This is a genomic window from uncultured Litoreibacter sp., from assembly GCF_947501785.1.
Taxonomy (GTDB): Bacteria; Pseudomonadota; Alphaproteobacteria; order Rhodobacterales; family Rhodobacteraceae; genus Litoreibacter.
The window spans coordinates 2533150-2554540 of sequence record NZ_CANMXB010000001.1; the positions used below are offsets into that span (position 1 = coordinate 2533150).

23 protein-coding genes are annotated in these 21391 nt (G+C 62.4%); 6 read left to right on the top strand and 17 right to left on the bottom strand.

The window, feature by feature from the left end; genetic code table 11:
- Window positions 1–103 precede the first annotated feature (103 nt).
- From Q0899_RS12705 to Q0899_RS12735, 7 genes are all read right to left on the bottom strand, one after another.
- A complete protein-coding gene (locus Q0899_RS12705) occupies window positions 104–2551 on the bottom strand; it encodes an FAD-dependent oxidoreductase (RefSeq protein WP_298294500.1) in 2448 nt (815 codons plus the stop codon).
- Window positions 2548–3003: a pyridoxamine 5'-phosphate oxidase family protein gene (locus Q0899_RS12710; RefSeq protein WP_299193214.1), complete on the bottom strand. Its 456-nt coding sequence runs from the start codon at window positions 3001–3003 to the stop codon at window positions 2548–2550. Before Q0899_RS12710 ends, Q0899_RS12705 begins: the two co-directional genes overlap by 4 nt.
- The gene (locus Q0899_RS12715; protein ID WP_298360812.1) at window positions 3000–3872 is read right to left on the bottom strand and encodes a homocysteine S-methyltransferase family protein; all 873 of its coding nucleotides are present in this window, start codon (window positions 3870–3872) and stop codon (window positions 3000–3002) included. Before Q0899_RS12715 ends, Q0899_RS12710 begins: the two co-directional genes overlap by 4 nt.
- Window positions 3873–3975: 103 nt before the next feature.
- A complete protein-coding gene (locus Q0899_RS12720; RefSeq protein ID WP_299193216.1) occupies window positions 3976–6429 on the bottom strand; it encodes an FAD-dependent oxidoreductase in 2454 nt (817 codons plus the stop codon).
- Between the two features lie 11 nt (window positions 6430–6440).
- Window positions 6441–6812, bottom strand: a complete 372-nt coding sequence (locus Q0899_RS12725) for a GFA family protein (protein ID WP_299195368.1) — start codon at window positions 6810–6812, stop codon at window positions 6441–6443.
- Window positions 6812–7432, bottom strand: coding sequence for a LysE family translocator (locus Q0899_RS12730; protein WP_298294513.1), 621 nt, complete (start codon window positions 7430–7432; stop codon window positions 6812–6814). The genes Q0899_RS12725 and Q0899_RS12730 overlap by 1 nt, the downstream gene beginning before the upstream one ends.
- Window positions 7433–7446: 14 nt before the next feature.
- Window positions 7447–8019: an XRE family transcriptional regulator gene (locus tag Q0899_RS12735; RefSeq protein WP_298294515.1), complete on the bottom strand. Its 573-nt coding sequence runs from the start codon at window positions 8017–8019 to the stop codon at window positions 7447–7449.
- A gap of 205 nt (window positions 8020–8224) precedes the next feature.
- Here Q0899_RS12735 and Q0899_RS12740 point away from each other — a divergent pair, with 205 nt between their 5' ends.
- Entirely contained in the window at window positions 8225–9610 is a 1386-nt protein-coding gene (locus Q0899_RS12740; protein ID WP_298294519.1) for a DUF3179 domain-containing (seleno)protein, read from the top strand.
- A gap of 4 nt (window positions 9611–9614) precedes the next feature.
- On the opposite strand, the gene Q0899_RS12745 is transcribed toward Q0899_RS12740, so the two are convergent.
- On the bottom strand, window positions 9615–9824 hold the full coding sequence (locus Q0899_RS12745) for a helix-turn-helix transcriptional regulator (protein WP_298295925.1): 210 nt from the start codon (window positions 9822–9824) through the stop codon (window positions 9615–9617).
- The gene (locus tag Q0899_RS12750) at window positions 9824–10366 is read right to left on the bottom strand and encodes a DUF2975 domain-containing protein (protein WP_299193219.1); all 543 of its coding nucleotides are present in this window, start codon (window positions 10364–10366) and stop codon (window positions 9824–9826) included. The genes Q0899_RS12745 and Q0899_RS12750 overlap by 1 nt, the downstream gene beginning before the upstream one ends.
- 68 nt (window positions 10367–10434) lie before the next feature.
- Between Q0899_RS12750 and Q0899_RS12755 the strand changes: the two genes are divergently transcribed.
- The 5 genes from Q0899_RS12755 (at window position 10435) to idi (ending at window position 14925) form a co-directional block, all read left to right on the top strand.
- A complete protein-coding gene (locus Q0899_RS12755; protein WP_299193221.1) occupies window positions 10435–10965 on the top strand; it encodes a hypothetical protein in 531 nt (176 codons plus the stop codon).
- 71 nt (window positions 10966–11036) lie between these two features.
- Entirely contained in the window at window positions 11037–11936 is a 900-nt protein-coding gene (gene chlG / locus Q0899_RS12760) for a chlorophyll synthase ChlG (RefSeq protein WP_299193223.1), read from the top strand.
- Window positions 11933–13216 (top strand): BCD family MFS transporter, encoded by a 1284-nt coding sequence (locus Q0899_RS12765; RefSeq protein ID WP_299193225.1) that lies wholly within the window; start codon window positions 11933–11935, stop codon window positions 13214–13216. The genes chlG and Q0899_RS12765 overlap by 4 nt, the downstream gene beginning before the upstream one ends.
- Window positions 13217–13219: 3 nt before the next feature.
- Window positions 13220–14398, top strand: a complete 1179-nt coding sequence (locus Q0899_RS12770; protein ID WP_299193227.1) for a geranylgeranyl diphosphate reductase — start codon at window positions 13220–13222, stop codon at window positions 14396–14398.
- Window positions 14395–14925 carry an isopentenyl-diphosphate Delta-isomerase gene (gene idi, locus Q0899_RS12775; protein WP_298294533.1) on the top strand — a complete coding sequence of 177 codons (531 nt, stop codon included), beginning with the start codon at window positions 14395–14397 and terminating at the stop codon, window positions 14923–14925. The genes Q0899_RS12770 and idi overlap by 4 nt, the downstream gene beginning before the upstream one ends.
- Here idi and dxs read toward each other — a convergent pair.
- The 8 genes from dxs to bchZ form a co-directional block, all read right to left on the bottom strand.
- Window positions 14922–16823, bottom strand: a complete 1902-nt coding sequence (gene dxs, locus Q0899_RS12780) for a 1-deoxy-D-xylulose-5-phosphate synthase (protein WP_299193229.1) — start codon at window positions 16821–16823, stop codon at window positions 14922–14924. The two genes, idi and dxs, sit on opposite strands and share 4 nt — an antisense overlap.
- 219 nt (window positions 16824–17042) lie before the next feature.
- Window positions 17043–17288, bottom strand: a complete 246-nt coding sequence (pufX, locus tag Q0899_RS12785) for an RC-LH1 core complex protein PufX (protein WP_298294537.1) — start codon at window positions 17286–17288, stop codon at window positions 17043–17045.
- 13 nt (window positions 17289–17301) lie between these two features.
- Complete coding sequence (gene pufM, locus Q0899_RS12790) at window positions 17302–18231, bottom strand: photosynthetic reaction center subunit M (protein ID WP_298295927.1); 930 nt, start codon at window positions 18229–18231, stop codon at window positions 17302–17304.
- The gene (gene pufL, locus Q0899_RS12795; RefSeq protein ID WP_298294539.1) at window positions 18228–19076 is read right to left on the bottom strand and encodes a photosynthetic reaction center subunit L; all 849 of its coding nucleotides are present in this window, start codon (window positions 19074–19076) and stop codon (window positions 18228–18230) included. Before pufL ends, pufM begins: the two co-directional genes overlap by 4 nt.
- Window positions 19077–19182: 106 nt before the next feature.
- Window positions 19183–19347 (bottom strand): light-harvesting antenna LH1, alpha subunit, encoded by a 165-nt coding sequence (gene pufA / locus Q0899_RS12800; protein ID WP_298294541.1) that lies wholly within the window; start codon window positions 19345–19347, stop codon window positions 19183–19185.
- Between the two features lie 15 nt (window positions 19348–19362).
- The gene (gene pufB, locus Q0899_RS12805; protein WP_298294543.1) at window positions 19363–19518 is read right to left on the bottom strand and encodes a light-harvesting antenna LH1, beta subunit; all 156 of its coding nucleotides are present in this window, start codon (window positions 19516–19518) and stop codon (window positions 19363–19365) included.
- A gap of 151 nt (window positions 19519–19669) precedes the next feature.
- On the bottom strand, window positions 19670–19897 hold the full coding sequence (pufQ, locus tag Q0899_RS12810; protein ID WP_298294546.1) for a cytochrome PufQ: 228 nt from the start codon (window positions 19895–19897) through the stop codon (window positions 19670–19672).
- Complete coding sequence (gene bchZ / locus Q0899_RS12815; RefSeq protein WP_299193232.1) at window positions 19894–21354, bottom strand: chlorophyllide a reductase subunit Z; 1461 nt, start codon at window positions 21352–21354, stop codon at window positions 19894–19896. The genes pufQ and bchZ overlap by 4 nt, the downstream gene beginning before the upstream one ends.
- Window positions 21355–21391: the final 37 nt, after the last annotated feature.

The window sequence follows — 21391 nt, forward strand, 5'->3', positions numbered from 1 at the left end:
CCCGGTCATGCTTCTTTTTGCCGAAAATATGCCGGGGGGTCCGGGGGGCTGGCCCCCCGGCGGATCGACGCGCCAAAGGCGCGGCGAAACCACGCTTTGCGCGTTAGACCTTCACCCGCTCTGAGGTCGGATCGTAGAACGGCTTGGAGGACACCTCTGCCTTGACCATCTTGCCGGCCACATCAATTTCAAAGTCGTCCTCCAGCACATCCGCCAGCTTTTCGCCCGGGCACTGGATGTAGCCCATGCCCATGGCGGCACCCAGCTGGTGGCCGTATGACCCCGACGTCAGATAGCCCGCCAATTCGCCGTTCCGGAACACGGGTTCCGCGTGGTACAGCAACGGCTCAGGGTCGGTCAGCTTGAATTGCAGCAGCCGCATTTGCAGCCCCTCATCCTGCTTTTTCAGGATCGCGTCGCGGCCCATGTAATCAGGCTTGTCCTTCTTGACCGCAAAGCCCAGCCCCGCCTCCATCACATGATCTTCTGATGTGATGTCATGGCCAAAGTGGCGAAAGCCCTTCTCGATCCGACAGGTGTCCATCATGTGCATCCCGCACAGACGCATCCCGAAATCGAAGCCCGCCTCAGCCAGCGTTTCAAATACGTGGCCCGCCATGTCGGAGGACACGTAGACCTCCCAGCCCAGCTCGCCCACATAGGTCACGCGGTGCACGCGGGCCAGCCCCATGCCGATCTCGATCTCCTGCGCGGTGCCAAACGGGTTCACGTCATTGCCGAAGTCATTCGGGCTGACCGCCTGCAGAAGCTCCCGCGACCGAGGCCCCATCACCGCCAACACGCCTTCAGCGGCGGTGGTGTCGGTGATGACCACGTCGAAATCCTTCGCCCGCGCCGCGCGTTCCATCCATGTCTGATCCGCCAGCCGAGACGCTGCCGGGGTCACGACCAGATACTCGAACTCGCCCATCCGCGTGACGGTCACATCCGCCTCGATCCCCGCTTTGGAGTTGAGGAACTGCGTGTAGACAATCTTGCCGTTGTCGACCGAATAATTGCCGCCGCCGACGTAGTTCATGAACGCTTCCGCGTCACGCCCCGCGACCCGGATTTTGCCGAATGAGGACATGTCATACATGCCCACATTCTGGCGCACCGCCATATGCTCCTCGCGCACGTTGTCGAAGAAGTTCTGCCGTTGCCAGCTGTACTGGTATTCCGCCTCCTGGTTCTCCCGCGCGAACCAGTTGGCGCGTTCCCAACCGGCCAATTCGCCCATCACGGCGCCGCGCTCCATCAGATGATGGTGGAACGGCGTGCGCCGCACCCCGCGCGCAGTCTTCTTTTGCAGATACGGGAAGTGGTCTGCATAAAGCAGGCCCAGCGTCTCCTTGGAGCGCTCAAACAGATAGGTCTTGTTGCCCTGAAACGGCTGCATCCGGCTGATATCCACGTCGCCCAGATCAAACGGCTTCTCGCCCGCATCCATCCACTGCGCCAGCGCCTGACCGGCGCCGCCCGCCGACTGGATACCGATGGAGTTGAAGCCCGCCGCGACCCAGAAATTGTCCAGCTCGGGCGCAAGGCCAAGGTGATAGGCGTCATCGGGCGTGAAGCTTTCCGGCCCGTTGAAGAAGGTGTGAATCCCCGCCTCCGCCAGCATCGGCATCCGTTCAACGGCGGCCTCCAGGATCGGCTCGAAATGGTCGAAATCTTCGGGCAGCTGGTCGAATTCAAAATCCTTCGGGATGTCCAAGGTCCACGGTTTGGACACCGGCTCGAACGCGCCGAGCAGCATTTTGCCCGCATCTTCCTTGTAATAGGCGCATTCATCGGGCACCCGCAGCACCGGCAGCTGGGTCAGGCCGGGCACATTTTCGGTGACGATGTAGAAGTGTTCGCAGGCATGAAGCGGCACGTTCACGCCCGCCATCTTGCCAACCGAATGGCCCCACATCCCGCCGCAGTTGACCACGTGATCCGCCTCAATCGAACCGGTCTCGCCGTCCTTGTCTTCCCACGTCACGCCGGTGACGCGGCGGCCTTCCTTCTGGACCCCAGTGACCAGATAGCCTTCCTTCACGAGCGCCCCGTTCTGGCGCGCGCCCTTGGCCAGGGCCTGCGCGATGTTGGCCGGGTCGCCTTGGCCGTCCAGCGGCAGGTACACCCCGCCCACCACGCCGTCGATATTGATATGCTCGTAGCGCTTCTTCACTTCCTCGGGGGAAATCGGTTCGGCCTCAACGCCAAAGGACCGCGCCATTGCAGCCTGGCGCATGATCTCTTCCTGACGCTCCTCGGTCAGCGCCACGGTGATCGACCCGCAGCGTTTGAACCCGGTCTCAACCCCGGTCTCGGCGGCCAGGTCGCCGTAAAGCTCCTGGCTGTACTTCGCCAGCTTCGTCATGTTCTTGGTGGCCCGCAGCTGCGCGATCAGCCCGGCGGCGTGCCACGTGGTACCCGATGTCAGCTGCTTGCGCTCCAGCAACACGATGTCGGTCCAGCCCTGCTTGGCCAGATGGTAGGCAACGGAACAGCCAATAACGCCGCCGCCAATGATGACGACGCGCGCGGATGTGGGAAGGCTCATGGGTACATCTCCGAGAATTTGGCTTTGTAGAGGGCGATCATTTCGTCCTCGGTGGCACCAGTGTCATAAGGGGGGGTCGTCAGAGGTTTCACCTCGGTGACGTCAATTTTCACAATCAGGTTCATGCGGTCGCACAGATCGCCCCAGACCTCCTGGAAGCGAGGGTAGAGCGCGTCGAATTCCTTGGTGTCACGGCGCACCATGGCGGCCTGCCCGCGCAGCCGCGCGCCCTTGCGGGTGAAGGCATCCACGAAATTGACCTCGCATTCGGGGTTGTGGGTCAGGTTGGTGACCGTCTGCGGCGACCGGATTTCGCCAAAGGCGATGGTCTGCTCATCGACCACCAGAAACGTGCCCTTTGGGCTGACCGAGGGCCGCCCGCCCGGTGTCACCGTGGCGATGTTGCCCAGCCGCCAGCGGGTGATCAGCTCTTGCACCGAGGATGGGATCACGCCGCAAACCTCCGCGCCAGCTCGGCAATATGGGCAGGCCCCACCTCGCAGCATCCGCCAACGATTTGCGCGCCTGCGTCGACCCAGTTTTGCGCGTGGTCGGCATAGGCATCAGGCCCCAGATCAGTGCGTGCGGTCAGCACATCCACGGTCGCGCCGATATGGTCAAAGCTGTCGGCAATGGAGGTGAAGCCGTTGGCATAGGCCCCGATCAGCGGCCCGCATCCGGCGATGATTGGGATGGCTTTGGTCACCGCCTCTGGCTTGGAGCAGTTGACCAACAAGGCCTCGGGCTGGAATTCCGCGATCAGCGGCAGGATGTCGGACACCGGCTCGCCCGAGCGCAGCTTGGTGCCGTCATTATCGTCGACGGACACCGCGACCCAGACCGGCTTGCCGGTGGTCGACGCCCCCATCAACCCGCCGCGCGCCTGATCGACCGATGACATGGTTTCCAGCAGGTGCATGTCCACATAGGGCAGCTGGTAGCCGCAAAGCTGGGCGTAAATCTCCGCCGCCACGTCGGACGGCGGGGCCTTGTCCGGCTGGTAGGAAAACCCAAGCGGCCCCAAGCCGCCCGCGACCAGACCTGCGCCATGCGCGTCGCGTGCGTCGCAGGCCAGTTGGCAGGACAGTTCGGTCAGATCCTGCAGCTTCTCGGGGATGCCGTGATTGTCCAGCCGGTCGGGCAGCACATTGTATCCGTTGGTCGTGGCAATGGCGGCCCCGGCGGCGAAGAAGTCGTCATGCACCGCGCGCACCAGATCGGGCCGGTCCATCATGACCTGCGCCGACCACAGCCCGGTGGCCTCGCCCACACGGGCAATCAGCTCCTGCCCCATGCCCCCATCAAGAATGGTCACGCTCATGGCGCAACCCAAGCGCCGCGCAGCGGCGCCCCCGCAGGTGACATGCGGTCACGCATGGAGGGGAGGCGGGAGGGCCCGCCACAGGCAAAGGGCGAGACACCGGTCATGCGCGGATACGCTCGTTTTCGGGGTCCCACAAAGGCGCGTCTTCCTGCACAACCGCTTTGCAGCGCTTGCCGAAGATTTCGACCTCCAGCTCGGTGCCGGGTTTGGACAGCTCCGCCTTCACGACGCCCAGGGCCACGGATTTGTTGATCCGGTACCCCCAGTCGCCCGACGTGGTCTCCCCCACAACCTCGTCGCCGTTCCACACGGTCGACATGTAGGGGGCGTCGGCGTCGGGCGCGTCCACGATCATGGTGACGAAGCCCTTCTTGGGGCCTTGCTGCAGTTCGTTGGCGAGGGCGACCTTGCCGGGGAAGTCCTGCTCCTTGTTCAGGCGCAGGAACCGCTCCATGCCGCCTTCCAGCAAGGTGTAGTCGGTCGACAAATCGCCCTTCCAGGTGCGGTAGCCTTTCTCGATCCGCATCGAATTCAGCGCGTACATGCCAAACGGTTTGGCCCCGGCCGCGCGCACCGCATCATACACCGCCGCGCTGTCGTCAAAGGCGGAGTGGATTTCCCAGCCCAGCTCTCCCGCGAAGGAAATGCGCATCAGCTTGACAGGCTTGCCGGCAATCTCGCTGTCTTGGTGGGTCAGCCAACCGGTGGTCAGATCGGCGTCGGGGGCCAACCCCTGCACCAGCGCGCGGGACTGCGCGCCTGTAACCAGCGCAACCGACCACTCCCGGGTAATATCCGTCATGGTGATCGAGCCGTCTTCAGGCAACCGACCCTTCAGGAACTCGAAATCATGCCATTGCGCCACGGCGGCGGTCATCAACCAGAAATCGTCCTCGCCGAAGCGGATGATGGTCACCTCGGTGACAATGCGACCCCGCGTATCGGTGAAATAGCCAAGGTTCATCCGGCCGGCTTTCGGCAGCGCGCCCGCAACCTGGCCGCGCAGCCATTCGGCAGCGCCTTCGCCGCTCAGCGTGTAGCGTGAGAAGCCCGGCATATCCAAAACCCCAACGCCGTTGGTGCAGGCCTCGACCTCCTCCTTGATGCGCACGGCCCATGGGCCCTGACGGTCCCAGGTATGGGTCGCCTCCTCGGAGGTATCGTCGCCGTCCTGCGCAAACCAGTTGGCGCGTTCCCAGCCGTTATAGGCCCCCATCTGCGCCCCGGAGGCCAGCAAAGTAGCGTGGTTCGGCGACAGCTTCTTGTCGCGCCCGGCCGGCCATTCGTGATGCGGGAAATGCATCGCGTATTCGTGGCCATAGGTTTCCAGTGCCTTGGACAGGCAATAGTCGTGGTCGGCGAAATCGGTGTAGCGGCGCGGGTCGACGGCCCACATGTCGTCCTCGGTCTCGCCGTGCATGATCCATTCCGACAACACCTTGCCGGCCCCGCCGCCCTGCGCGATCCCGAAGGTGAAGGAATGACCCTCAAACGCGTTCTTCACACCCGGCATCGGGCCGATCATCGGCAAGCCGTCAGGCGCATAAGGAATGGGCCCGTTGATGTTGCGGCCGACGCCGGCGGTGCCAAGGATCGGCAGCCGCTCCATCGCGTCTTCAATGTAATATTCCAGCCGGTCCAGATCGTCGGGGTACAGCTGGAAGGAGAAATCTTCCGGCATCGGGTCATCGGGCGTCACCCAGGCGGCCTTGCAATTGCGCTCATACGGCCCGAGGTTCAGGCCGTTTTTGTCCTGGCGCAGGTAATAGGACACATCCACGTCGCGGATCATCGGCATCTTGTGGCCCTTTTCCTTGGTCCACGCCTCCAGCTCCGCAATTGGTTCGGTCAGGAAATACTGGTGCGACATGACCACCATCGGCACGGTGCGCCCGCCGAACGGTTTGAACATCTCTCCCACGCGCTGCGCATAATAGCCCGCGCAGTTGACCACGTATTGCGCGCGGATCTCGCCCTTGTCGGTCTTCACGATCCACTCGTCGCCGTCGCGGTCCATGCCGGTAACAGGGCAGAACCGTTCAATCCGCCCGCCATTGTCGCGCGCGCCCTTGGCCAAGGCCTGCGTCAGCTGCGCGGGGTCGATGTCGCCGTCCAGCGGGTCCCAAAGGCCGCCTGCAAGGTCGTGGGTTTCCATGAACGGGTTGAATTCCTTCAGCTCGTCCGGCGTGCAGATATCCATCTGCAGCCCCTGGTAGCGGCCCATGCCCGCCACCTTCTCAAATTCCTGCATCCGCTCCTTGGTGTGCGCCAGCCGGATCGCCCCGGTGACGTGGTAGTTCATCGGGTAGTCCACATCGTCAGCGAGGGTGCGGTACATCGCGGCGCCGTAGCGCTGGATGTTCATGACCGCCCAGGAGCCTGCAAAGTTCGGAACGTTGCCCGCCGCGTGCCAGGTCGATCCGGCGGTCAGCTCGTTCTTCTCCAACAGCACGCAGTCTTTCCAGCCCGCCTTGGCCAGATGGTACAGCGTCGAGGTACCGACGACGCCGCCGCCGATGATGACCACGCGGGCCGTTGTTGGAAAATCAGACATGAACGTCTCCCTTATTGTTCGTGCTGCGGTATTCCGTCCGCAATGTCGTAATAGTCGCCCTTGTCGGCGACAAAGATGTGTTTCTCGATGCGCAGGCCGGTGGGTCCGTCGATGGCCCCCAGCGAAAAGCTCATGGATGTTTCGTCATTGTGCTTCCAGAACAGGTTGCAGCCACAATTGGCGCAGAAGCCGCGTTTGGCGCTGTCGGATGAGGCGTACCATTTGACGTCGCCTTGAATCTCAATATCGGCCTGTTCCACCACGGCAGACGCCCAGACATTGCCCGACTGCTTGCGGCACTGGCCGCAATGGCAGTTTGACACGCTCCATGTCTTGCCTTTGACCTCGAAGCTGCAGGCGCCGCAGTTGCACGACCCTTTCATCACGTTCTCTCCGGCGTGGAGGCGCTGCCCAACGCAACGCCATAGATCACGAAGCACACCGCCATCACGCGGCGGACCCAGACGTTCAGGATCGCGCTCATGGCCGACCGGCCGATGCCCGCCCCAATCGCTGTGTAGATCAGGTAGCTCGCCGCCGTGATGATCAGCGCCGTTGGCATGATCACCCACATCTGCGTCCAGACCGGCACGTCGGGCTGCACAAACTGGGTGAAGGCCGCGAAATAGCCGGCTATGGATTTGACGTTGATGGTCGCGATCAAGAAGGCCTTGCCGTAAATCGACGTGGCCGACACCGCCCGCGGGGCCACGGGTTTGGTGGCGTTCAGCCAGCCGCGCACGCCCAGATAGATCAGGAAGGCCGCGCCAATCAGCTTGCCGTAAAAGAACGCCTCCGGGAAGGAGGCCAGCAGCGCGGTGACCCCGGCTGCCGACAACACCAAGAACAGCGCGGCCTGCGTCAGGATCGCCAACACGCCCCAAAGCGAGCGCTTGAACCCGTACACCATCCCGTTTGTCACGCAGTTCACGGCATTGGGCCCCGGCGTGATGACAAAGACCACCCAGAACAACGCAAATACGATCCAACCTTCAACGCTCATCCAATGCCGCTCCTCTAATACACCGGTGGGGAGATGACCCAGATCAGAACCGCCGGTTCCGAGTAGGGGTTGCTCCATTTGTAGGGTTCACCGCGCAGCCTGAAACTGTCGCCTGCGCCCACGGTATGCTCTACACCGTCGATTGAAAGATTCAATCGACCCGAGACGACATAGGCCACTTCTTGCGTCGCACGGGTCACCGCTTTGCTGATCTTGGATCCGGCGTCAAAAGTGGAATGCACCACCTCGAAATCGTCGGTGAGGTCGGGCGACAACAGCTCTTCAATCAGCCCCTCTTCGCGGGACCCGATGGGGCGGCGCACGTTAGCGCGCACGATGTAGCCCTGTTCTTTGGCCGAAATCGCCTCCTGCCGGAACAGGCTGGAAACAGACACGTCCAGCGCCCGCGCGATCATCCGCAGGTCGGTGACGCTGGGGTCGGACATGCCGCGTTCCACCTGGCTCAACCACCCCACAGACCGGCCCAGAATGTCGGACAAATCCGCCAGCGTCAGCCCCCGCGCTTTGCGCAGCGCACGAAGATCGGCACCAAGCGATTGAGGCTGAGACGGGTCGGAATGCAACATAGCACCAAACATGAAATGATTGGCCGTGAAATTTCACGGCTTTTTTTCACGAAACAGGAATCGGGCGAGTCGTGCAAGAAAATTCGTCGCCGCAGAGCGGCGTAAAATCACCTTTCCCTGATGCAATCGTGATTTGAGGCAAATCCGGTTTCGGCTGACTGTGCTCGCGTTGCGTTTCAGACCCGCCTTGTAAAGGACCGTGCCCATGACATCCCGCCCCGCCTCTCGCCTTCGCGCTCTCATCATGATGACATTGGTCTCTGCCCTGATGATACCCGCCACATCCCTTCAGGCGCAGCAGGCGGACCCGCTGCCCGATTATGTCATTGAAGCCTATGGCGAGCCGCCCGCAGTTCCCCAAGGCCCGCTGTCCAGTGACCTACGCGCCGCCGTGAAGGCCGTTTTCGAAGACAGCATCGTGCAATCCAGCTGGGCTCGGGATCAGGACGCGGGCCTCTTCCAGATCGTCGAGGCGGGCGACCCGCGTATCGCATGGGTCATCTCCGACATGATGCGCTTCACGTGGCGGCAGGAATTTGACGACGCATTGGCCGACGCCGCCGCCAAGCTGTTGGGCATCGAATACAAGACCATCCGCCGCTGGCACGAGATCACCGACCACCTGATCGCATGGGACATCCCCGAATACCCGGGCTACCTGGACACCAAGAAGGTGATTTTCACCCGCTTCCTGCCGGACGTTGACCGGCTGTTCGTCGAGGGCGACATTGACTGGCGCCACGTGTCCTGGGGCGGCGTCCTGATCGACGACCGGCCCTATGACACCACCGACAGCCCCTGCAACTGCATACCCGCCGCCGACAACCCCGAGGTCAGCACCGCAGCTGAAGCGACGTGGCTTGACGATGACGACGTGGTCTTCGGCATCACGTTGAACGGCGAATCCCGCGCCTATCCCCGCCAGATCATGGAAGTCCGCGAGATGGTCAACGACACGCTGGGCGGCCGCGATCTGGGCATTCCCTATTGCACGCTCTGCGGCTCTGCGCAGGCCTATTTCACGGACGGGCTGCCTGAAGGGGTGGAGCGCCCGATCCTGCGGACCTCGGGCATGCTGATCCGGTCCAACAAGGTGATGTATGACCTGACCACCTATTCCGTCTTCGACACCTTTTTGGGCAACGCGGTCACTGGGCCCTTGGCCGACAAGGGCATTCAGCTGGAACAGGCCACCGTGGTGACCACCGATTGGAAGACATGGAAAGAGCAGCATCCCGAAACCACCGTCCTGCTGGAACGCCACGCCCTTGGCCGCGACCCCGATTTCCGCAATGGCCGCGACGCGGATGGCCCGATCTTCCCGGTTGGCAATGTCGACCCCCGCCTTGATGTGCACGAGGACATCATCGGCGTGGTCACCGCCTCCGGCACCCCCGTCGCGTTCCGGCGCAGCGCTGCGCTGGTCGCTTTGCGCGAAGGCGCAGAGATCACATTTGAAAACGTGAAGCTGGAACTCGACGCCGGCGGCATCCGGGCGCTCGACAAAGACGGCACGGACCTGGGCAGCCACGAGGCGTTCTGGTTCGCATGGTCGCAATTCCACCCCGAAACCGCGCTGTGGGAAGGGTAAGGCTCTAACCCGCCTCGGACGCCTCCAGCAGATCGCCGGGCTGGCAGTCCAGTTCCCGGCAGATCTTGGCCAGTGTCTCGAACCGGATGCCCTTCACCTTGCCAGACTTCAGCAAGGACAGGTTCTGTTCGGTGATACCAATCCGCTCCGCCAGCTCCCGCGACTTCATCTTGCGGGTGGCCAGCATCACGTCGAGCCGCACAATGATCTCCATCACACGAAGCTCCGGTTTTCTTCGGCCTGTCTGGACGCTTCCAGCATCGCGGCGCCCACCAGCAGCAGCATGCCGCCGCCCACTATCAGCCCGACGCTGGACCCGGAGATACCAAGGGTAACTTGCCCTTCGCCAGCCGGGTTGTTGCGGGTCAGCAGGTAGGACGACACCACGTCGTAAAACATCCACGCAAACGGCATCGCGATGACCCCGGCCCCAATGCGGGCAATATGCGTGCCGCACTTGGCGCTCAACGCGTAGCCGCGCGCATACATCCTGAACAGCGCGCGCATGTTCCACAGCACAAACAGCTGCAGCCCCAACGCGATACTTCCCGCCGCAAGCAGGGCATAAACCGTGCCGGTGCTGGGCACCGTCTGCACATTCAACCCGGCGGGGGCGTTGTCGACAAAGGCCGTCTTCGCCAAGTCAGGCATGACGGCGACACCCACTACCAGCAGCACCATCCCGGCCATGGCCACAGTTGAAATCCAGAACAGACCCTGCGCAAGGGCGCGGAAGCGGTTTGACAGTTCCATCATTTTCTACCTTTTCGAATCATTTTTTATTGTTTTACGATAAGTAATGATCGCAATCAATGGAGCATCTGATGAAATACCCTCTCATAGCGTTATTGTTCGCCGCAGGTTGCAGCAACGTGGTTCCCTCCGCCGTCGCGCGGCTCTACGCCCTCTCGCCGATGGAGGCGGACCCAAGCGACATCGCGGTCGCGCTGGATCTGCCAGACGGCATCGGCGTGCGGCCGCAATCCGCCAAACTCACCCTGACCGCAACCCGAACAGACACGGATCAGACCTCCGCCGGGACGTATATCTTGTCCGCCAGCCCCGGCAGCGACGGCTCCACCGTCTATGCGGTCGCAGACAGCGATTTTGAGCGACTTAGGGCGCAACAGAGCCTGATCAGAGGCTGGAAAGAGGTCGCAGACGACGCCACCAGTGGCTCTCTTTCGGTGGGACTGGAAGGTTGCGCCATAGGGGCAGGCCCCACGCCGGATGCGGTCATATCGATCAACATGCGCACGGCGCAGGACGGGGCCTTCTTCCCCCTGATCCGCAACGCTCCAATCACAGAGGTTTTGGACCTTGCCGACGCGGACGCTCTCAAACAATGCGACTGACCCCGGAAACGCCATATGTCCAAACAACATTACACTTGCACCGACTCAGAGTGTAACGCTAACTTGACAGTATGAGTGTTTCCACGACTCTCCCCACACGCAAATTGCCGGAACCGGCGGCGATGCTGCGCCTGATCAAGCCCATCACCTGGTTCCCGCCAATGTGGGCCTATTTGTGCGGCGTCATCTCTGCGGGCGTTGCCGTTTCAGGCAACTGGGGGCTGGTCATTCTGGGCGTCATCCTGGCCGGTCCCGTGGTCTGCGGCATGAGCCAGGCCGCCAACGATTGGTGCGACCGCCATGTCGACGCGATCAACGAACCCGACCGCCCCATACCATCGGGCCGCATCCCCGGTCGCTGGGGGCTTTGGATTGCGCTGGCCATGTCCGCGCTGTCGCTTCTGGTGGGGTACCAGCTTGGCCCATGGGGCTTTGGCGCGACTATCATTGGCGTCGCCGCCGCATGGGCCTATTCCGCCGAACCCGTCCGCCTGAAACGGTCGGGCTGGTGGGGGCCGGGGCTTGTCGGCCTCAGCTATGAAAGCCTGCCATGGTTCACCGGCGCCGCCGTCCTGTCCGCAGGCGCGCCCGGTTGGCCGATTGTGATCACAGCGCTGATCTACGGTATCGGCGCGCATGGCATCATGACGCTGAACGACTTTAAAGCGCTGGAGGGCGACACCAAGACGGGCGTCAATTCCCTGCCCGTCACGCTGGGCCCCGAAAAAGCCGCCAAGGCCGCCTGCTGGATCATGGCGCTGCCGCAGGTTGCCATCGTGGCGCTGCTGCTGTCGTGGGGCAAACCGCTGCACGCGCTGGGCGTCGCCGCCGTTCTGATCGCCCAACTTTTCGCGATGCGCGTCCTGCTGCGTGACCCCAAGGGCAGGGCCCCTTGGTATAACGGCACCGGCGTCACGCTTTACGTCTCTGGCATGATGATTGCCGCCTTCGCGCTGCGGGGGGTAGCATGACGCTGACATGGGCTCAGATCGTCCGACTTGGCTTGGTGCAGATGTGCCTGGGCGCGGTCGTGATGCTGACAACATCGACCCTAAACCGCCTGATGGTGGTAGAATTCACGCTGCCTGCCGTCCTGCCCGGTGCATTGGTGGGCTTGCATTACGGCATCCAACTGTCGCGCCCGCGTTGGGGCTTCACCTCTGATACTGGCGGCAATCGTACCGTGTGGATCATCGGCGGCATGCTGGCGCTCGCATTGGGCGGTTTCATCGCCGCCTTCGCTGTTACCCTGTTTGCGACCAGCTACTGGATCGCCCTGTTCGTCTCTATTCTGGCCTATGCGCTGATCGGCCTTGGCGTCGGCGCGTCCGGCACCTCACTTCTGGCTTTGCTGGCCACAGCAACGGCACCCGACCGCCGCGCCGCGGCGGCGACTATCACATGGCTGATGATGATCTTCGGCATCGCCATGACCGCTGGGGTGGCCGGCATCTTCCTCGATCCATATTCCCCAGCGCGGCTGCTTGCGGTCGTTGCCGTGGTCGTCACTGCGGCCTCTGTGATCACAATTCTCGCCGTTGGCCGATTGGAACGCAGCGTGGTCGCCATCAAGGCAGAACCCGGCGCCCCTTTCATAGAAGGCCTCAAAGAGGTCTGGGCGGAAACCAAGGCCCGCAATTTCACGCTCTTTGTCTTCCTCGCCATGAACGCCTATTTCATGCAGGAGCTCATATTAGAGCCTTATGCAGGCCTCGTTTTCAATTTTACCCCCGGCCAATCCACATCGCTGTCAGGCGCGCAGAATGGCGGCGTCTTCATCGGCATGCTGACTGTCGGCATCGCCGCCACCGGGCTCCGTTTGGGCGCGCTGCGCACATGGGTCATCGCAGGCTGCCTGGGATCAGGCGCGGCGCTGGTGGCAATCGCCGCCAATGGCGTCGGCGCGCTTTCCCTACCGCTTACACCGCTGGTCGTGGTGCTGGGCTTTTTCAACGGCATGTTCGCCGTCGCGGCCATCGGGTCGATGATGGCGCTGGCGTCCGAGGGGCGCGGCCAACGTGAAGGCACCCGCATTGGGCTTTGGGGGGCGGCGCAGGCAATCGCGGCAGGCTTCGGCGGGCTGACCGGCGCGGCGGCAGTCGACGCCATGCGCCACCTGCTGGCCGATGGCCCAGCCTTCGGCATCGTCTTCACCGGCGAGGCATTTCTATTTTTGGCGGCGGCCCTGATGGCCGCGCGCATCATGGACGATAACCGCGCCCCGGCGGGCGCAATGGTTCCGGGGGAGTAAGATATGTATGATGTCGTCGTTGTAGGAGGAGGCCCCTCAGGGGCCACAGCAGCCGAAGATCTGGCGCGCTCCGGCCACAAGGTGGCGATGATCGACCGCGACGGGCGCATCAAGCCCTGCGGCGGCGCAATCCCGCCCCGGCTCATTGCCGATTTCGACATTCCCGACAGCCAGATCATCGCCAAGATCAACACCGCGCGCATGATTTCCCCCACCGGGCGGGAGGTGGACATCCCGATTGAGAACGGCTTCGTCGGCATGGTGGACCGCAAGGATTTCGACCCGTTTCTGCGCAACCGCGCGATCAGCGCCGGAGCCATCGGGCTAACCGGCACCTACCGCCGCATAACGCGCGACGGCGACAAAACCTTCGTCACATATCGCGACAAGGCCAGCGGCGAGGAAGTCACCATCGAGACCCGGCTGGTCATCGGGGCGGACGGCGCGCGGTCAAACGTGGCCCGCGACGAGGTACCCGGCGGCGAAAAGATCAACTACGTCATCGCCTATCACGAAATCATCGAGGCACCTGAAGCCACCGACCAATACGACCCGCTGCGCTGCGACGTGGTTTATGACGGGGCGATCTCGCCCGATTTCTACGGCTGGGTGTTCCCGCATGGCAAATCCTGTTCCGTTGGCATGGGCACCGGCATCGACGGGGTGGACCTGAAACAGGCGACCGCCGACCTGCGCGCGGCTTCCGGCCTGACCGATTGCAAAACCCTGCGCAAGGAAGGCGCGCCAATCCCGCTGCGCCCGATGGACCGGTGGGACAACGGCAAAGATGTGGTGCTGGCAGGCGATGCCGCCGGTGTAGTGGCCCCCTCATCCGGTGAAGGTATCTACTATGCCATGCTCGGCGGGCGGGTGGCCGCAACCGCCGCCGCCGCCTGTCTGAAGACCGGCCGCGTGAAGGACCTGAAACTCGCCCGCAAGCTCTTCATGTCCGAGCATAAAAGCGTCTTCAAGGTGCTGGGCGCCATGCAAAACGCCTATTACCGCAGCGACGAACGCCGTGAACGGTTCGTGTCGCTATGCCACGACGTCGACGTGCAGCGCCTGACATTCGAGGCCTATATGAACAAGAAACTGGTCGCCGCCCGCCCGCTGGCGCACCTGAAAATCGGCATAAAAAACCTGGCCCACCTGACCGGCCTCGTCAGCGAGACACGCGTATGACCATCCTGATCCCCACCTGGGTCGAGGGCCAATTGACCCCTGTCGAAAAGCTGGATGCGCATATGCGCGGGCTGCGCCACAAGGCGGTGTCGGTCTTCGTGATGGCCAAATCCAAGGTGCTGATCCAACGCCGCGCGCTCAGCAAATATCACACGCCGGGGCTGTGGGCGAACACCTGCTGCACCCACCCCGAATGGGATGAGGACCCCGCCGAATGCGCCCTGCGCCGGCTGAACGAGGAACTCGGCATCACCGGCCTGATCCCCGTGCATATGGGCCAGGTCGAATACCGCGCCGATGTCGGCGACGGGTTGATCGAGCATGAGGTGGTGGAGCTGTTCATCGCCCAAAGCATCGAAACCCTGCCGATGAACCTGAACCCCGACGAGGTGATGGAGACCCGTTGGGTCGACTTCTTCGAGCTGAAGCAAGAGGTAGCAGACTACCCCGACCGCTTCACCCCGTGGATGCGCATCTATCTTGAGAAACACGCCGACATATTGTTCGGCAATCTCGCCGCCGCTTAGACGCTTTCCGCCACCTTCACGCCCGCCGCCTGCATCGCAGTCGCTGCAATGTCGGTCGCGGTCAGCCCTGCGTCGGCATACATGGCATCCGGCGCGGCCTGGTCAATGAACCGATCCGGCAAGGTCATCGTGCGCACCGCAAGCGCGCCGTCCAGCAGCCCTTCATTGGCAAGCGCGTGTAGCACCATCGCGCCAAATCCGCCCTCGGCCCCTTGTTCCACCGTGACCAAAACGCGGTGCGATTTGGCCAGCTTGCGGATCAGCGCTTTATCCAATGGTTTGGCAAACCGCGCGTCGGCCACGGTCACGGACAGCCCTTGCGCTTCCATCAAATCCGCCGCCTTCAGGCTCTCGCCCAGATGCGCGCCAAAGGACAGGATCGCGATGTCTGAGCCGTCGCGGATCACCCGGCCTTTGCCGATCTCCAACACCTCGCCAATCTCCGGCATCTCGACGCCCTCGCCTTCGCCGCGCGGGTAGCGGAAGGCAATGGGGCCGCTGTCATGCGCCACGGCTGTGGCCACCATATGCACCAGCTCGGCCTCGTCTGACGCGGCCATCACGGTCATGTTCGGCAAGGCCGACAGGTAGCCTATGTCGAACGCGCCCGCATGGGTCGGGCCGTCGGCCCCCACCAACCCGGCGCGGTCCACGGCGAAACGCACTGGCAGGTTTTGCAACGCCACATCATGCACAATCTGGTCGTAACCGCGTTGCAGGAAGCTGGAATAAATCGCGCAGAACGGCTTCAGACCCCCCGCCGCCATCCCGGCGGCAAAGGTCACGCCGTGCTGTTCGGCAATGCCCACGTCGAACATGCGCTTTGGGTGGCGCTCGCCAAAGATATCCATGCCCGTGCCCGATGGCATGGCGGCGGTGATCCCGACAATCTTGGAATCCGTCTCTGCATGTTTCGACAGGGCCTGCCCGAACACCTTGGTGTAGCTCGGCGCGTTGGGGCGTGACTTGTTCTGCGCCCCGCTGGCCACGTCAAACTTGGACACGCCATGATATTTGTCCGCCGATTGTTCCGCGGGCGCGTAGCCCTTGCCCTTCACCGTGCAGCAATGAATAACCACTGGCCCCGTCGCCCGCGTGCGGGCCGACCGCAGCACTTGCAGCAGCTGCCCCATATCGTGCCCGTCAATCGGCCCGATATATTGGAAGCCTAATTCTTCAAACAGCGTTCCCTGCCCGCCAACTGCGCCGGTCACCAACTGCCGCGCGCGGCGCGCGTGGTCGCGGATGGGGCCGGGCAACGCTGCCTCGAACCCTTCGGCCATCTTGTGCAGATCACCAGCGGGGGAGGCATATAGGCTGGACAGATATTTCGACATGGCACCCACGGGCGGGGCGATGCTCATCTCGTTATCGTTCAAAATCACGAACATCCGCCGCCCTTCGGCACCGGCGTTATTCAGCGCCTCATAGGCCATGCCCGCGCCGATGGACCCATCGCCGATCACGGCAATCGCGTCGCCCGTCGGCTGCCCCATGTCGCGTGCGACGGTGAAGCCCAAAGCGGCGGAAATGGAGGTGGAGCTATGCGCCGCGCCAAACGGGTCAAACTCGGACTCGCTGCGTTTAGTGAACCCCGAAATGCCACCTTCCTGACGCAGGGTGTTCATTCGGTCGCGCCGACCGGTCAGCACCTTATGCGGGTAGCATTGGTGACCCACGTCCCAGACCAGTTTGTCGCGCGGGGTGTCGAACACCGCATGGATCGCGACGGTCATTTCCACCACGCCCAATGACGACCCAAGATGCCCGCCCGTGGTGGCAACGGCCTCGATCACTTCGGATCGCAGCTCGTCCGCCAAAGCGGTCAATTCGGCATCCGTCAACGCCTTCAAATCAGAAGGCAGCGACACACGATCAAGGTGCGGAGTGTTGGTCATTTAGGGTGTCCTTTCTCGACGTAGGGACAAATTTCGACATTTGTGGTATTCCTGCTGGCCCGGGAACAGGGACGCCAACCAAGGGAAAGCGCCACCTGTCTCCCGTAGCCAACAGGAGGTGTCAGGGTGTCGAGCCCCTGACCATCCAAACCACCCAAGGGACCGGGCAGCCTGAACATCGGTAGGCGGAGCGGGCGAATGCCCCGCCTGTCTCTGTGCCTATGCGTTCAAAACCTCCGGGGTTTCGATCACATAGGAAAACGGTGTCGGATCCTCGGTATCCCGGGATTCCGCTGGCAGCAGGTTATTGCCAATCCACATCAAGATGAGGATCGCAGTCAGGACAGCGAAGCAGAAGATAAACGCGTAGCCCGCGCCCTTCATGTGCAACATCAGTCCCTCTTCGCGCAGCCGCGCAATGTTGGAGCCGCCGGAGGAGCTAAGGTAGTCGTGGTTCTCTTTCATCTCATCCGTCTCCTTATTCGTCTGGCGGCGCGTAGCCGTGCTCTTGCGCCCAGATAAACCAGTTATCCACGACCGTGCCGGTCAGCAGGATGCCGATGCCGCCGGTCAGCGTCGTCAGCACCGCAAACCACCACGCCCAGCGGTGAATGCCCTCCATCGTGGCGTTGAACCCCATGGTCCAGCGCCAGAACAAAGCCGCGCGTTCGGATGCCGTGCCACGGTCTACGATCTGCTCGATCTCTCGCTCGCCGCCGTAGCGGCTGACCGCCAGAATGGTCGCGCCGTGCATCGCGAACAGCAGGGCGGACCCATAGAGGAACGCGATGCTGAGAGCGTGGAACGGGTTGTAGAACAGGTTGCCGTAGGTCAGCGAAAACAGGTTGGTCCAGTCCAGATGCGGGAAGATGCCGTAGGGCACTGCCTCCTCCCAGCTGCCCATCATGATGGGCCGGATCAGGCCCAGCACAAGGAAAAGCCAGATGGCGGAGGCGAAGGCCCAGGACACATGTTTGCCCATGCCCAATTCCTCAGCGCGCAGGTAGGTGCGTATCCACCAGCTGATGACCGAGATCAGCAGGAAGAACGACGCAATGATCCACCACCCGCCCTCGTTCAACGGCGCCATGCCCAACCCGTAATCCGACGACGGCGGTTCCAGCGCCATCCAGAACAGGTCCCGCACGAAGACGCCCGGCGAATACCCCGCCTGCGCCCAAAAGCTCATGCCGACGATGAAGAACCAGATGAAGCCGGTGGCCAGCGACACAACGCCGAACGGACCCAAATAGATCGGCCCCAACTGCGCGTTGCCAAAGAGGCCCGCCAGTGTGTTGAAGCTGGCGCCCTTGGTGCGCTCGCGGTCCAGTTTGCCCTCAGGGTCCACCCCCATTTCGGGGGGGCCTTGAACTTGCACTTGGGTGAAGATGTTTTGATATTCCATTATCCGTTTACCCCCCCAGGAAGGTCAGCCCACCAGGGCAGGAACAGCCACCAGTCCCACCACTCGGCCCAGGTGTCGAACCAGATGGTGCCGGAAATCACGATGCACACCGCCGACCAGAACCCGGCGTTCAGCGCCAGAAACAGGCCCAGACGGTGGATGCCCAACGGCCCGATCGAATATCCAATCAGGTCGCGGAAATAGGTGTCCTCGTGATCCGGGCTTGCGATTTCCTTGCCCTTCGGCGTGTTGACCGCCGACAGCACCAGCGACCCGTGCAGCGCCAGCGCCAGGCAGGTGGTGAAGAAGAAGGTGATCGCCACCATATGGGCCGGGTTGTAGTGGAAGTTGCCGTAGGCGTAGCCCACGTTGTTGACCCAATCGAGGTGGCTGAAGATGCCGTATGGGAAGCCGTGCCCCCACGCGCCCAGCAACACGGGGCGGATGATCACAAGCGTGACGTAGGCGAAGATCGCGACGGAGAAGGCGAACGGCACGTGGTAGCCCATCCCCAGCTTGCGGCATATTTCCACCTCGCGCAGCGCCCAGCTGATGAAGGCGAAGGTAGCGCATAAGGTGACGATCTGCCAGATGCCGCCTTCGGCCAGCGGCGCGACGCCGAGGCCCACCTCAAGGGATGGCGGGTCGATCGAGATCAGCCACGGGTTCCAAGTGTCGCCCAAGGCGGCGCCGTAGAAAATCATGATGGTGCCAAGCGCGGCGAAGAAGAAGGTGGTGACCCCGAAGAACCCCACGAAAAACGGACCGACCCAGAAGTCGAACAGGTCGCCGCCGATCAGCGTGCCGCCCCGGACGCGATATTTTCTCTCGAAGCTGAGCTGTGCCATCTTCAGTCTCCTCTTAGGCGCGGGCCGATGCCCGGCCGCCTGTCAAATTCTCGTCGTTTGCTGCGGGCGGGGGCGTGCCCGCCCGCAGCTGTTGTTGAAGCCGAACTTACTCGCTCTGTTCCGCACCGAAGGCGCGTTCGAACCAGTTGGTCTCTGGGTTGCTCAGCAGGACGAGGTGAATCATCGCTGCCAGCAAGAAGAGAAAGACGCCCTGCGCCACGAACACGCGACGGGGGTCGAAAATCTGCCAGATCTTGTAGAACTGTGCCATTTCAAATCCTCTCCTTTACCAGTTGAACCAGGGCAGTCTGATGTAGGTCAGGATGTGCGCAACCACCGCCACCGAGGTGAACAGGTAGAATCCGCTCAAATAGACCGAGTGCAGCTCCTGCGCTTGCTCGTCTGTAAGACCTGTGAAGGACAGGTCGGATCTATCAGCCATGGTTTTCTCCTAAGAAAAGTCTGTACTGACGCCGCGCTCCCCCCGCGGCTGGGTTACGACAACGGCTCATCCGCTGCCCTAATCCACCACTCCGGGGGGGAATGGCGAATTCGAAGTAACCCATCGTCTCGACCCGACGGATTGAAAGAATTTACGCTGAGAAGATTCTCGGCGTGATGATCTGCGCTTGGCTCCACGCAGACTTGATCGGACCGCGCTCGGGCAGCTCAAGCCGCCGTGCTGCGCTCAACACCCATGTCAGGATCGACAGCGGCAGCGTGGCCACAAAGATCAGAGCGAAATACGCGTAGTATTCGCGCGTCGGCACGTAGCTGACGCGCCGCTCCTTGACGGGTGTCTCATGTGTAAAATCAGTCATGATGCTCCTCCCGAAGCTGGTTGAAGTCCTTCCACGGTTTCCAGAACAACCCGCTCTGCCCCTTGGTCGAGCGCACGTTTCTCTGCGGCGTCTCGAAGGCTTTTGGCGGCGGAAATCCGCGTCAGGATCGGATGGCTGGACACAATTTCGTCCAGCTTGGCCTGGGCATCCGCATCCCAGGGGAAGTCACGGCGAAGCGGTGTTGGCGTCGCTTCCGCCGCATCCATATCCGTGCCCAAGGGCAGGATATGAAACAGTGAATCAAAGAGACCATTGCAGACCTCTTGGACCAGATAAGTCGCCCCGGCGTAGCCCATGAACGGCGTGCCCGTGGCGCGACGGATCGCGGCGCCGGGGAAAGACGCGGGGATAAAGGCCGGGGCCGGGCCAAAGCCCGCTTTCATCTCGGCCAGATACATTTTCTCGTTGATCGACCCCATGACAATCAGCGGGCGTTTTTGGTGCATCCAGGCGCGCACTTCGTCATTGTTGGTCTTCTTGCCCCGCGTTCTTGCAACGGCGAATGCACAGGGCAGCCCAAGATCATTCTCAAGGAAGTTCCGCACGCCGCGTGCATAGGTCTCATTCGCGACAATCGCGAAAGACGCGGTTGCAAAGAAGTCCTGCGTTACCGACCGCCACAGGTCCCAAACCGGCTTGATGGTCGAATGCTTCTCACGCTCGATAAACGGCTCGGGGTCCAGCCCCAGCAGGTCGCCCAGCTTGCGCAGGAATTTCGTGGTTGAATCGATCCCAACCGGCGCTTGCAGATACGGCTTGTTCAAAACCTCGCACAGGCCCCGACCAAACTCGCGATACATACAGATGTTTACATCCGCATTCACCAGCCCACGCATCTCCGCCACATGCGCGCCCAGCGGCATCACCATGTTGACCTCGGCCCCGATGCCTTCGACCAAGCGGCGTATCTCGGCCAGATCAGACGGCATGTTGAACGTGCCATACATCGGACCCAGAATATTGACCCGTGGGGCAGCCCCCTCTTCGCGCTTCTTCTCCGGCGGCATCCGACCTTTGGTCATGCCGAACTCGGTAAAGATCCACGTCATCGCGCGGTCCGCGCTCTCCCACTGATCCTCGTCAATGGTGCGCGGCAGGAAGCGCTGAATGTTGGTGCCTTGCGGTGTCACGCCACCGCCGATCATCTCGGCAATAGAACCCGTCACCACCACAGCAGGCAATGCAGGGTCCAGCGTTTTCCAGGCGCGCTTCATCGCGTCCTCGGTCCCCGAACCCATCTCGCCCTCACCCAATCCGGTGACGACAATCGGCAGCTCATGCGGCGGCAGCGCGTCGGTGTAATGCAACACGGACGTCACCGGCAGGTTCTCGCACCCGACGGGTCCGTCGATCACACATTGCAGACCTTTGACGGCGCAAAACGCGTAGACCGCGCCCCAATATCCGCCCGCTCTGTCGTGGTCCTGGATCAGCATGGCGCACCGCCAAACGTATGTACGGGGTGTGTACAGC

What these genes read in the sequence shown, in the direction of transcription:
- Q0899_RS12730 (WP_298294513.1), bottom strand. Translation starts at nt 7,432, where the DNA reads ATGAGCGTTGAAGGTTGGATCGTATTTGCGTTGTTCTGGGTGGTCTTT.
- Q0899_RS12740 (WP_298294519.1), top strand. Translation starts at nt 8,225, where the DNA reads ATGACATCCCGCCCCGCCTCTCGCCTTCGCGCTCTCATCATGATGACA.
- Q0899_RS12770 (WP_299193227.1), top strand. Translation starts at nt 13,220, where the DNA reads ATGTATGATGTCGTCGTTGTAGGAGGAGGCCCCTCAGGGGCCACAGCA.
- Q0899_RS12725 (WP_299195368.1), bottom strand. Translation starts at nt 6,812, where the DNA reads ATGAAAGGGTCGTGCAACTGCGGCGCCTGCAGCTTCGAGGTCAAAGGC.
- dxs (WP_299193229.1), bottom strand. Translation starts at nt 16,823, where the DNA reads ATGACCAACACTCCGCACCTTGATCGTGTGTCGCTGCCTTCTGATTTG.
- pufA (WP_298294541.1), bottom strand. Translation starts at nt 19,347, where the DNA reads ATGGCACAGTTCTACAAGATCTGGCAGATTTTCGACCCCCGTCGCGTG.
- chlG (WP_299193223.1), top strand. Translation starts at nt 11,037, where the DNA reads ATGAGTGTTTCCACGACTCTCCCCACACGCAAATTGCCGGAACCGGCG.
- Q0899_RS12735 (WP_298294515.1), bottom strand. Translation starts at nt 8,019, where the DNA reads ATGTTGCATTCCGACCCGTCTCAGCCTCAATCGCTTGGTGCCGATCTT.
- Q0899_RS12745 (WP_298295925.1), bottom strand. Translation starts at nt 9,824, where the DNA reads ATGGAGATCATTGTGCGGCTCGACGTGATGCTGGCCACCCGCAAGATG.
- pufQ (WP_298294546.1), bottom strand. Translation starts at nt 19,897, where the DNA reads ATGACTGATTTTACACATGAGACACCCGTCAAGGAGCGGCGCGTCAGC.
- Q0899_RS12755 (WP_299193221.1), top strand. Translation starts at nt 10,435, where the DNA reads ATGAAATACCCTCTCATAGCGTTATTGTTCGCCGCAGGTTGCAGCAAC.
- pufX (WP_298294537.1), bottom strand. Translation starts at nt 17,288, where the DNA reads ATGAAAGAGAACCACGACTACCTTAGCTCCTCCGGCGGCTCCAACATT.
- Q0899_RS12765 (WP_299193225.1), top strand. Translation starts at nt 11,933, where the DNA reads ATGACGCTGACATGGGCTCAGATCGTCCGACTTGGCTTGGTGCAGATG.
- idi (WP_298294533.1), top strand. Translation starts at nt 14,395, where the DNA reads ATGACCATCCTGATCCCCACCTGGGTCGAGGGCCAATTGACCCCTGTC.
- Q0899_RS12750 (WP_299193219.1), bottom strand. Translation starts at nt 10,366, where the DNA reads ATGATGGAACTGTCAAACCGCTTCCGCGCCCTTGCGCAGGGTCTGTTC.
- Q0899_RS12720 (WP_299193216.1), bottom strand. Translation starts at nt 6,429, where the DNA reads ATGTCTGATTTTCCAACAACGGCCCGCGTGGTCATCATCGGCGGCGGC.
- Q0899_RS12715 (WP_298360812.1), bottom strand. Translation starts at nt 3,872, where the DNA reads ATGAGCGTGACCATTCTTGATGGGGGCATGGGGCAGGAGCTGATTGCC.
- Q0899_RS12705 (WP_298294500.1), bottom strand. Translation starts at nt 2,551, where the DNA reads ATGAGCCTTCCCACATCCGCGCGCGTCGTCATCATTGGCGGCGGCGTT.
- bchZ (WP_299193232.1), bottom strand. Translation starts at nt 21,354, where the DNA reads ATGCTGATCCAGGACCACGACAGAGCGGGCGGATATTGGGGCGCGGTC.
- pufB (WP_298294543.1), bottom strand. Translation starts at nt 19,518, where the DNA reads ATGGCTGATAGATCCGACCTGTCCTTCACAGGTCTTACAGACGAGCAA.
- pufL (WP_298294539.1), bottom strand. Translation starts at nt 19,076, where the DNA reads ATGGCACAGCTCAGCTTCGAGAGAAAATATCGCGTCCGGGGCGGCACG.